This is a genomic window from Cellulomonas sp. NPDC057328 (assembly GCF_042667215.1).
Taxonomy (GTDB): Bacteria; Actinomycetota; Actinomycetes; order Actinomycetales; family Cellulomonadaceae; genus Cellulomonas.
Genome location: NZ_JBHUZW010000136.1, coordinates 1 through 10414 on the forward strand (window position 1 = coordinate 1; position 10414 = coordinate 10414).

9 protein-coding genes and 1 tRNA gene are annotated in these 10414 nt (G+C 74.8%); 9 read left to right on the top strand and 1 reads right to left on the bottom strand.

What is annotated here, in order from left to right; translation table 11 throughout:
• Positions 1–63: 63 nt before the first annotated feature.
• Positions 64–492, bottom strand: a complete 429-nt coding sequence (locus ACFUMH_RS17075) for an SsgA family sporulation/cell division regulator (RefSeq protein WP_378208395.1) — start codon at positions 490–492, stop codon at positions 64–66.
• Positions 493–815: 323 nt separating this feature from the next.
• Here ACFUMH_RS17075 and ACFUMH_RS17080 point away from each other — a divergent pair.
• The 9 genes from ACFUMH_RS17080 (at position 816) to pdxS (ending at position 10353) form a co-directional block, all read left to right on the top strand.
• A tRNA-Val gene (locus ACFUMH_RS17080) sits at positions 816–887 on the top strand.
• 156 nt (positions 888–1043) lie between these two features.
• A complete protein-coding gene (locus tag ACFUMH_RS17085; protein ID WP_378208397.1) occupies positions 1044–3095 on the top strand; it encodes an NAD(+) synthase in 2052 nt (683 codons plus the stop codon).
• A gap of 127 nt (positions 3096–3222) precedes the next feature.
• Entirely contained in the window at positions 3223–5226 is a 2004-nt protein-coding gene (thrS, locus tag ACFUMH_RS17090) for a threonine--tRNA ligase (RefSeq protein ID WP_378208411.1), read from the top strand.
• A gap of 3 nt (positions 5227–5229) precedes the next feature.
• Positions 5230–5799 (top strand): HIT family protein, encoded by a 570-nt coding sequence (locus tag ACFUMH_RS17095; RefSeq protein ID WP_378208400.1) that lies wholly within the window; start codon positions 5230–5232, stop codon positions 5797–5799.
• A gap of 7 nt (positions 5800–5806) precedes the next feature.
• The gene (pgsA, locus tag ACFUMH_RS17100) at positions 5807–6421 is read left to right on the top strand and encodes a phosphatidylinositol phosphate synthase (RefSeq protein ID WP_378208402.1); all 615 of its coding nucleotides are present in this window, start codon (positions 5807–5809) and stop codon (positions 6419–6421) included.
• Positions 6418–7434 carry a phosphatidylinositol mannoside acyltransferase gene (locus ACFUMH_RS17105; RefSeq protein WP_378208404.1) on the top strand — a complete coding sequence of 339 codons (1017 nt, stop codon included), beginning with the start codon at positions 6418–6420 and terminating at the stop codon, positions 7432–7434. The genes pgsA and ACFUMH_RS17105 overlap by 4 nt, the downstream gene beginning before the upstream one ends.
• A gap of 17 nt (positions 7435–7451) precedes the next feature.
• Complete coding sequence (locus ACFUMH_RS17110; protein ID WP_378208413.1) at positions 7452–8639, top strand: glycosyltransferase family 4 protein; 1188 nt, start codon at positions 7452–7454, stop codon at positions 8637–8639.
• Complete coding sequence (locus ACFUMH_RS17115; protein ID WP_378208407.1) at positions 8636–9331, top strand: hypothetical protein; 696 nt, start codon at positions 8636–8638, stop codon at positions 9329–9331. Before ACFUMH_RS17110 ends, ACFUMH_RS17115 begins: the two co-directional genes overlap by 4 nt.
• 107 nt (positions 9332–9438) lie before the next feature.
• Entirely contained in the window at positions 9439–10353 is a 915-nt protein-coding gene (gene pdxS, locus ACFUMH_RS17120; protein WP_378208409.1) for a pyridoxal 5'-phosphate synthase lyase subunit PdxS, read from the top strand.
• The last annotated feature ends 61 nt before the right edge of the window (positions 10354–10414 follow it).

Genomic DNA, 10414 nt, shown 5'->3' on the forward strand with positions numbered 1-10414 from the left:
GTCCCGGACGCACGACGGCCGGTCCCGCCGAGGCGGGACCGGCCGTGGTCGTGGTGCGGGTGGTCAGGCCGTCAGCAGCGCCGCGATGAGCGCGCTGATCTCGCCCTCCATGCGGTCGGACTCGGAGCCGACGGGGACGAGCGACTCGGTCGCGGCGAGGAACCGCACGAGCGGCTCGGTCGGCGCCGCCAGCAGCGCGCTGCCCTCGACCCCGCTGAGCGAGACGAGGGTGTAGTCCGGGTCGTCGTCGCGCCACACCTGGACGTCGCCGTCACCCGCGGGGGCGTCGGCGGTCGCGTGGACGCCCTGCGCGAGGAGCTCGCGGCCGAGGAGCCACGTCGACATCGTGTGCGCGCCGGTGAAGACGGCGCGGACGGTGTAGGGGTCGGTGGTGCGGAACGACAGCTCCGCGGACACCGGGATGACGCTCGCGTCGGACCCGATCAGCTGCATGGCGACGACCTCGACGACGTCGTACGACGAATCCGTCATCGGGTCCTCCTGGTGACTGGCGCCCACGCCGGGGCTCGGAGATCACATCATGGCAGGCCACATGCCCGATTGGACCGGTCCGCGCACACAGTTCACCCGCCCGGACGCGCGGCGGGCGCCACGGTCCCCCCACCGTCCCTCGCGCAGGCTAGTGCCGTGGGACGCACGTGACCAGAGTGACGTCACCGTCCGGACGGCAGACCCGACGGGCGTCGCCCCGGGCGGCCGGCGCGTGCCGCCGGCTGCGTGCGGGCCGCGTTTCGCCAACACGCCCCGACGTCGGCTAGCATCGTGCACCGCAGCAGCCCACGGGCTTCCGCAGCGGGCGATTGGCTCAGTGGTAGAGCGCCTCGTTCACACCGAGGAGGTCACTGGTTCGAACCCAGTATCGCCCACCCGCTCCGACGGCCCCCGACCTCACCGGTCGGGGGCCGTCGTCGTCCCGGGCGACGGCCGCGCGACGACCGCCGCACGACCGCCGCCGGGTGCGGCCGTGCGCCGCTCCAGGCCCTCGACCTGCGCCGTCGCACCCGCGTGGAAGACTCCCGGACGTGGACTTCCTCTCCGCCTACGCCCACGGATTCGCCCGCGTGGCGGCGTGCACGGTGCCCGTGCGCGTCGCGGACCCGGCCGCCAACGCCGCCGCGGTCCTGGACGCCGCGCGGCGATGCGACGCCGACGGGGTGGCCGTCGCCGTCTTCCCGGAGCTGTGCCTGTCGGGCTACGCGATCGACGACCTGCTCCTGCAGGACACGCTCCTCGACGCGGTCGAGGGCGCGCTGCGCGAGGTCGTGGCGGCGTCGGTGGACCTGCGACCCGTCCTCGTCGTCGGGGCGCCGCTCGTGCACGGCACGCGCGTGCTCAACGCGGCCGTCGTGGTGCACCGCGGGCGCGTGCTGGGCGTGGCGCCCAAGGCGCACCTGCCCACGTACCGCGAGTTCTACGAGCGCCGGTGGTTCGCCCCGGGCGACGACGTGCGCGGCACGACGACGGTCGCGGGCCAGGAGGCGCCGATCGGCACCGACCTGCTGTTCGCCGCGACGGACGTGCCCGACCTCGTGCTGCACGTCGAGGTGTGCGAGGACATGTGGGTGCCCGTGCCCCCGAGCGCGACGGCCGCCCTCGCCGGCGCGACGGTGCTGGCGAACCTCTCGAGCAGCCCGGTCACCGTGGGACGCGCCGAGGAGCGCCGCCTGCTCGTGCGGTCCGCGTCGGCGCGCTGCCTCGCCGCCTACGTGTACGCGGCGGCGGGCCAGGGGGAGTCGAGCACCGACCTGTCGTGGGACGGGCAGACGCTCGTGTACGAGCTCGGCGAGATGGTCGCCGAGGGTGGGCGGTTCCCGGACGGGGCGCTGCTCACGGTCGCCGACGTGGACCTCGGGCGGCTGCGCCAGGAGCGCCTGCGCATGGGCACGTTCGACGACAACCGGCGCGCGCTCGGCCTCGCGCCGGCCGGCGGCGACCGGCGGACGGTCCGGTTCGAGCTCGACCCGCCGACCGGCGACATCGGCCTGCGCCGCGCGGTCGACCGCTTCCCGTTCGTCCCGGACGACCCGGAGCGGCTCGCGCTCGACTGCTACGAGGCCTACAACATCCAGGTCTCCGCGCTCGAGCAGCGGCTGCGCTCGATCGGCGACCCGAGGATCGTCATCGGCGTGTCCGGCGGGCTCGACTCCACCCACGCGCTCATCGTCGCCGCGCGGGCGATGGACCGGCTCGGCCGCCCGCGCAGCGACATCCTCGCCTTCACCATGCCGGGGTTCGCGACGAGCGAGACGACCAAGGGCAGCGCGCTCGCGCTCATGGAGGCCCTCGGCACGACGTACGAGACGGTCGACATCCGGCCCGCCGCGCTGCAGATGCTCACCGACCTCGGGCACCCCGCGGGCGAGGGCGCCGACGTCTACGACGTCACGTTCGAGAACGTCCAGGCGGGCCTGCGCACCGACTACCTGTTCCGGGCGGCGAACCAGCGCGGCGGCATCGTCCTCGGCACCGGCGACCTGTCGGAGCTGGCGCTGGGCTGGTGCACGTACGGCGTGGGCGACCAGATGTCGCACTACGGCGTCAACGCGGGCGTGCCGAAGACGTTCATCCAGCACCTCATCCGGTGGGTCGTCGGCGAGGGGCACTTCGACGACGCCACCAACGCGGTGCTGCTGCGCGTGCTGGACCAGGAGATCTCGCCCGAGCTCGTGCCGGCGCGCGAGGGGGAGCGCATGCAGAGCACCGAGGACGTCGTCGGCCCGTACGCGCTGCAGGACTTCACGCTCTTCCAGGTGCTGCGGCACGGCACCCGCCCGTCGAAGATCGCGTTCCTCGCGTGGCACGCCTGGCACGACGTCGCGGCGGGCACGTGGCCGCCCGGCTTCCCCGAGGAGCGGCGCGCGCAGTACGACCTCGCCGAGATCCGGCACTGGCTGCAGGTGTTCGTCCGCCGGTTCTTCGCGCACCAGTTCAAGCGGTCCGCGCTGCCGAACGGCCCGAAGGTGAGCGCCGGCGGCACGCTGTCGCCGCGCAGCGAGTGGCGCATGCCGTCCGACGCGAGCGCCGCCGCGTGGCTCGCCGAGATCGAGGCGCGCGTTCCCGAGCGCCTGCGCTGAGCACACGTATCCGTACGGCCCGGCGGAGCCGGGTCGGTAGCATCGACCCGCCCGCGTCGGCGACCGCCGACCCGCCGCCACCGCGGTGCGGGCGCACGACAAGGAGCCTGCACCCGTGCCCGAACTCATGGACCTCACCGTCGACGGCGTCGCACGACAGGTGGAGGCGGGCACGACGGGCACGGACCTGTTCGGCGACCGCCGCGAGGTCGTCGTCGTGCGCGTCGACGGCGAGCTCAGGGACCTGGCGCTGCCGGTGCCCGCGGGCGCGAGCGTCGAGGCCGTCACGATCGACTCCCCGGACGGGCTCGCGGTGCTGCGGCACTCCGCCGCGCACGTGCTCGCGCAGGCCGTGCAGGAGGTGAACCCGGCGGCGCGCCTGGGCATCGGCCCGCCGATCACCGACGGGTTCTACTACGACTTCGACGTCGAGACCCCGTTCACGCCCGAGGACCTCAAGGCCCTCGAGAAGGTCATGAACCGGATCGTCAAGGAGGGCCAGACCTTCCGCCGGTGGGACGTCACGGAGGCGGAGGCCCGCGAGGTGCTCGCGGACGAGCCGTACAAGCTCGAGCTCATCGGGCTCAAGGGCTCCGCGTCGGACGCCGCCGAGGGCGCGTCGGTCGAGGTCGGCCTGGGCGGGCTCAGCATCTACCAGAACGTGCGCGGCGCCGGCCGCGAGAGCGAGCAGGTCGTGTGGCAGGACCTCTGCCGCGGCCCGCACCTGCCGAGCACCCGGCTCATCGGCAACGGCTTCCAGCTCACCCGCTCGGCCGCCGCGTACTGGCGCGGGTCCGAGAAGAACCCGCAGCTGCAGCGCGTCTACGGCACCGCGTGGCCCACCAAGGACGAGCTCAAGGCGTACCTCGAGCGCATCGCCGAGGCCGAGCGCCGCGACCACCGCCGCCTCGGCAGCGAGCTCGACCTGTTCTCCTTCCCCGAGGAGATCGGCTCGGGGCTGTCGGTGTTCCACCCCAAGGGCGGGATCATCCGCATGGAGATGGAGGAGTACTCCCGCCGCCGGCACGTGCAGGCCGGGTACTCGTTCGTGAACACCCCGCACATCACCAAGGAGCAGCTGTTCCAGCTGTCGGGGCACCTCGACTGGTACGCCGACGGCATGTACCCGCCCATGCAGCTGGACGAGGAGCGCGACGCCGACGGGCACGTCCGCCGGGCGGGGCAGAACTACTACCTCAAGCCCATGAACTGCCCGATGCACAACCTGGTCTTCCGCTCGCGCGGGCGGTCCTACCGCGAGCTGCCGCTGCGGCTGTTCGAGTTCGGCACCGTGTACCGGTACGAGAAGTCGGGCGTCGTGCACGGCATGACCCGCGGCCGCGGCTTCACGCAGGACGACGCGCACATCTACTGCACCCGTGAGCAGATGCAGGAGGAGCTGACCAGCCTGCTCACCTTCGTCCTCGACCTGCTCAAGGACTACGGACTCGACGACTTCTACCTCGAGCTGTCGACCCGCAACCCCGAGAAGTCGGTCGGCTCCGACGAGGTCTGGGAGGAGGCGACGGAGACGCTGCGCGCGGTCGCCGAGGCGTCCGGCCTCGACCTGGTCCCCGACCCGGGCGGCGCCGCGTTCTACGGCCCGAAGATCTCCGTGCAGGCCAAGGACGCGATCGGCCGCACCTGGCAGATGTCGACGATCCAGCTCGACTTCAACCTGCCCGAGCGGTTCGAGCTGGAGTACACGGCGCCGGACGGCTCGCGGCAGCGACCCGTGATGATCCACCGCGCGCTCTTCGGCTCGATCGAGCGGTTCTTCGCCGTGCTCACCGAGCACTACGCCGGTGCGTTCCCCGCGTGGCTCGCGCCCGTGCAGGTGCTCGCCGTGCCCGTCGCGGAGCCGTTCGAGCCGTACCTCGACGAGGTCGTCGCGCGCCTGCGGGCCGAGGGCATCCGCGCCGAGGTCGACCGGTCCGACGACCGCTTCGGCAAGAAGATCCGCAACGCGAGCACGCAGAAGATCCCGTTCGTGCTCATCGCGGGCGGCGAGGACGCGGAGGCCGGTGCCGTCTCGTTCCGCTACCGCGACGGCCGCCAGGACAACGGCGTGCCCGTCGACGAGGCGGTCGAGCGCATCGTGGCCGCCGTGCGCGACCGCGTGCAGGTCTGAGCCGTGGACGTGCCCGACGGCCTGGACGTCGAGGGTGCCGGCGGGCTCGCCGGCGTCCCCGACGGGTTCGAGCGGCTCTGGACGCCGCACCGCATGGCGTACATCGGCGGCGCCGACAAGCCCGCCGACGACGCGGCGGGGGAGGGCTGCCCGTTCTGCCGCGCCCCCGGCCTGGGCGACCAGGAGGGCCTCGTCGTCGCGCGCGGCACCGTCGCGTACGTCGTGCTCAACCTGTACCCGTACAACGGCGGCCACCTGCTCGTCTGCCCGTACCGCCACGTCGCGGACTACACGGACCTGACGGACGACGAGGTCGCGGAGGTGGCCGCGCTCACGCGCACCGCGATGCGCGTGCTGCGCGCCGTGTCCGCGCCCCAGGGGTTCAACCTCGGCATGAACCAGGGCCAGGTCGCGGGCGCGGGCATCCGGGCGCACCTGCACCAGCACGTCGTCCCCCGCTGGGGCGGCGACGCGAACTTCCTGCCCATCGTCGCGCGCACCCGCGCGCTGCCCGAGCTGCTCGCCGACACGCGCGACCGCCTCGCCGCGGCGTGGCCGGCCGCGGGGGAGTGACGGACCTGTGCTGAGCCGGCTGCGTGGCGCCATGGCGCGCCTGTGGACGCCCCTCGCCGACGCGCTGCTGCGCGCCGGCGTCTCACCCGACGCCGTCACGGTGGTCGGGACGCTCGGCGTGGTCGTCACCGCGCTGTGGGCGTTCCCGACCGGGCACCTCGCCGTGGGGGCCCTCGTCATCGCCGTCTTCTCGCTCACGGACTCGCTCGACGGCGTCATGGCGCGCCGCGCGGGACGGTCCGGGCCGTGGGGCGCGTTCCTCGACTCCACGCTCGACCGCTTCGGCGACGCGGCGGTCTTCAGCGGTCTCGTCGTGTGGTTCGCCGGGGGCGGGGACGACCGCACGACGGCGCTGCTCGCGCTCGTGTGCCTCGTGCTCGGCTCGGTCGTGCCCTACGCCCGGGCGCGCGCCGAGGGCCTCGGCATGACCGCGAGCGGCGGGATCGCCGAGCGGGCGGACCGGCTGTTCGCCGTCCTGCTCGCAGCGCTCGTCGTCGGGCTGGGCGCGCCGACCGTGGTCATGACGGTCGTGCTGGCGCTGCTCGCGGTCGCGTCGGCCGTGACGGTCGTGCAGCGCGTCGCGGCCGTCCGCCGCCAGGTGCGCGCGGGGGTGACGCCGTGAGCCTCGACGTCGCCCGCGCCTACCAGCTCGCGTGGCGGTACGGGCACCGCGTGCCCGGGCCGGTCGTCCGCGCGCTCACCACCGCCGCCGCCGACGTCACGTGGCTGCGTCGCGGGGGCGGCGTGCGGCGCCTCGAGGCCAACCTCGCGCGCGTGCGCCCCGACCTCGACGGCCGGGCGCTGCGCCGGCTGTCGCGCGCCGGCATGCGCTCGTACCTGCGGTACTTCGGCGAGGCGTTCACGCTGCGCGCGCTGACGCCCGACCAGGTCGCCGCCCGCGTGCGCGCCACGGGGCGCGAGCACGTGCAGCCGCACCTCGACGCCGGCCGGCAGGTCGTCCTGGCCCTCGGGCACATGGGCAACTGGGACCTCGCCGGCGCCTGGGCGACGACGCACCTCGCGCACGTGACCACCGTCGCCGAGCGGCTCGAGCCCGAGGAGCTGTTCCAGGAGTTCGCCGCCTTCCGCGAGAGCATCGGGCTGACGATCGTGCCCCTGACGGGCGGCGGAGACGTGTTCCGCCGCCTCACGCGCGTCGTGCGCACCGGCCCGGGCCTCCTGCCGCTGCTGGCCGACCGCGACCTGACCGCCAAGGGCGTCGAGGTCGACCTCCTCGGGCACCGCGCGCGCGTCGCGGCTGGCCCGGCGGCGCTGGCCGTGAGCAGCGGTGCACCGCTCGTGCCGACCGCGATCACGTACGAGCGGCTCAGCGGCGCGCGCCGGCGCGCCGCCGGCGGCCCGTGGGGCATCGTCATCTCCTTCCTGCCCGCCGTCGACGTGCCCGTCGACCTGCCGCGCGGCGAGCAGGTGCGCGCCGCGACGCAGGCGTGGGTCACGGCGCTCGGCGCGGCGATCCACGCGCGCCCGCAGGACTGGCACATGCTCCAGCGCGTGTTCGTCGAGGACCTCGACCCCGCGCGGGACGCGGCCGTGCGCGCGGACGCCGCGGCCTCCGCCGTGCCCGCCGCGACCTCCATCGCCTCGCCCGCCCTCGCGCCGGAGGAGGCGCCGTGACCGGGGCCGGACGCCCCCTGCGCGTGGGCATCGTCGTGCCGTACTCGTTCGACGTCCCCGGCGGCGTGCAGTTCCACGTCCGGGACCTCGCCGAGGCGCTGATCGCGCGCGGCCACGAGGTCTCCGTGCTCGCGCCGGCCGCGGACGACACCCCCGTCCCGCCGTACGTCGTCGCCGCCGGGCGCTCCGTCCCCGTCCGCTACAACGGCGCGGTCGCGCGCATGACGTTCGGCCCGGTGACGGCCAACCGCGTGCGCCGGTGGCTCGCCGCGGGCGAGTTCGACGTGCTGCACCTGCACGAGCCCGTGACGCCGAGCCTCGGCATGCTGGCGCTGTGGATCGCCGACGGCCCGGTCGTCGCGACGTTCCACACGTCGCTCGTGCGGTCGCGGTCGCTGCAGGCGGCGTACCCGCTCGTGCGGCAGTCGCTCGAGAAGATCTCGCTGCGCATCGCCGTCTCCGAGGACGCGCGGCGCACGCTCGTCGAGCACATGGGCGGCGACGCGGTCGTCATCCCGAACGGCGTCTGGGTCGAGCCGTTCGCCGCCGCGCAGCCGGACCCCCGGTGGACCGGCACCCCCGACGCGCCGACCATCGGCTTCCTCGGCCGGCTCGACGAGCCGCGCAAGGGCCTCTCGGTGCTGCTGCGCGCCATGCCCGCGGTCCTCGACCGCCACCCCGGCGCGCGGGTGCTCGTCGCGGGCAGCGGCGAGACGGGTGAGCAGCAGGCGCGCGAGGCGCTCGGCCCCCGCGCGGGCGCCGTCGAGCTGCTCGGCAGCGTCAGCGAGGAGGACAAGGCCCGCCTGCTCGCGTCCGTCGACGTCTACTGCGCGCCGCAGACCGGCGGCGAGAGCTTCGGCATCGTGCTGGTCGAGGCGATGTCCGCGGGCGCCACCGTCGTGGCGAGCGACCTCGGCGCGTTCACGCGCGTACTCGACGACGGGGAGGCCGGCGTGCTGTTCCGCACCGGCGACCCCGACGACCTGGCGCGCACGCTGCTGTCGGTGCTCGCCGACCCCGACCGCCGGGCCGCGGTGCAGGAGCACGCGTCCCGGGTCGTGCACCGGTACGACTGGTCCGCCGTCACCGACCAGGTGCTCGCCGTGTACGAGATGGCGGTCGCGGGCCGCGACGCCCCCGTCGGCGAGGACCCGTCGTCGCTGCGCGGGGCCCGTCTGCTCGAGCTGCGCCGGAGCCGGGCGTGAGCGGCGGCGCGTGGACCGACGTCGCGCTGGTCGTCCTCGTGGTGCTCGCGCTGCTCGGGTGGCTCGTGTGGGTGCGTGCCAGCCGGCTCGACCGGCTGCACCGCAAGGTGGGCGCCTCGCGGGCGGTCGTCGAGGCGCAGCTCGTGCGGCGCGCGACCGTCGCGGCGGAGCTCGCGACGAGCGGGCTCCTCGACCCGGCCAGCGCGGTCGTCGTGGGCGAGGCGGCGTGGTCGGCGCTCAGCGCCAGCGGCGTCGACGGCGACGTGCCCGCAGGTCTGCTGCCGGACGACCTGCGCGCGCTGCTGCGCGCCGACGGCGCGGCCGACGCCCCGCCGGCACCGGGTGCCGCGCCGGCGACCGACCGTGGCCAGGTCGAGAGCGAGCTCAGCGCGGCGCTCGACGAGGTCCTCGACGACCCCGACGAGGTGGCGGCGCTGTCCGCCGAGCCCGGCGGCGACGAGCTCCTCGAGGCCCTCGCGGCGTCCTGGTACCGGGTCCAGCTCGCCCGCCGGTTCCACAACGAGGCGGTCGCCCAGACGCAGCGCGTGCGCCGGGGGCTCCTCGTCCGTGCGCTGCGCCTGGCCGGGCACGCGCGCGAGCCCCGCACGCTCGAGCTCGACGACGCGTGGCCCGCCGGGCTGGCCCGGCCGGGGGAGGGCGCCGCCGCGCGCGGCGGTGGGACGCGCGGGTAGTGCACCGGCGCGACGAACTAGGATGGGGACGTCATGACCACGGCGGCCGGCGCTCGAGGGCGCGCCCCGGAGCGTCGCGTCCCGCACCCTGATCGAAGAGGCCCGCAGTGACCGAGAACACCCAGCCCAGCGCCGCCGCCGGCGAGGTGGGCACCGCACGCGTCAAGCGCGGCATGGCGGAGATGCTCAAGGGCGGCGTCATCATGGACGTCGTCACGCCGGAGCAGGCGAAGATCGCCGAGGACGCCGGTGCCGTCGCCGTCATGGCGCTCGAGCGCGTCCCGGCCGACATCCGCGCCCAGGGCGGCGTCGCGCGCATGAGCGACCCCGACCTCATCGACGGCATCATCTCGACCGTCTCCATCCCGGTCATGGCGAAGGCCCGCATCGGGCACTTCGTCGAGGCGCAGGTGCTGCAGAGCCTCGGTGTCGACTACGTCGACGAGTCCGAGGTCCTCACGCCCGCCGACTTCGCGCACCACATCGACAAGTGGGCCTTCACGGTGCCCTTCGTCTGCGGCGCGACGAACCTCGGCGAGGCGCTGCGCCGCATCACCGAGGGCGCGGCGATGATCCGCTCCAAGGGCGAGGCCGGCACGGGCGACGTCTCGAACGCGACGACGCACATGCGCACCCTGCGCGACGAGATCCGCCGCCTCACGTCGCTGCCCGAGGACGAGCTGTACCTCGCGGCCAAGGAGCTGCAGGCGCCGTACGACCTCGTCAAGGAGGTCGCGACCGCGGGCAAGCTCCCCGTCGTGCTGTTCACCGCGGGCGGCATCGCGACGCCGGCCGACGCCGCGATGATGATGCAGCTCGGCGCCGAGGGCGTGTTCGTGGGTTCCGGCATCTTCAAGTCGGGCAACCCCGCCGAGCGTGCCGCCGCGATCGTCAAGGCGACGACGTTCTACGACGACCCGGACGTCATCGCCAAGGTGTCGCGCGGGCTGGGCGAGGCCATGGTCGGCATCAACGTCGACGACGTGCCGGTGCCGCACCGCCTCGCCGAGCGCGGCTGGTGACGACGACCGACCCGCAGGACCACGGCGCCGCCCCCGGCCCGCGCGCGAGCGCGGACGGGGG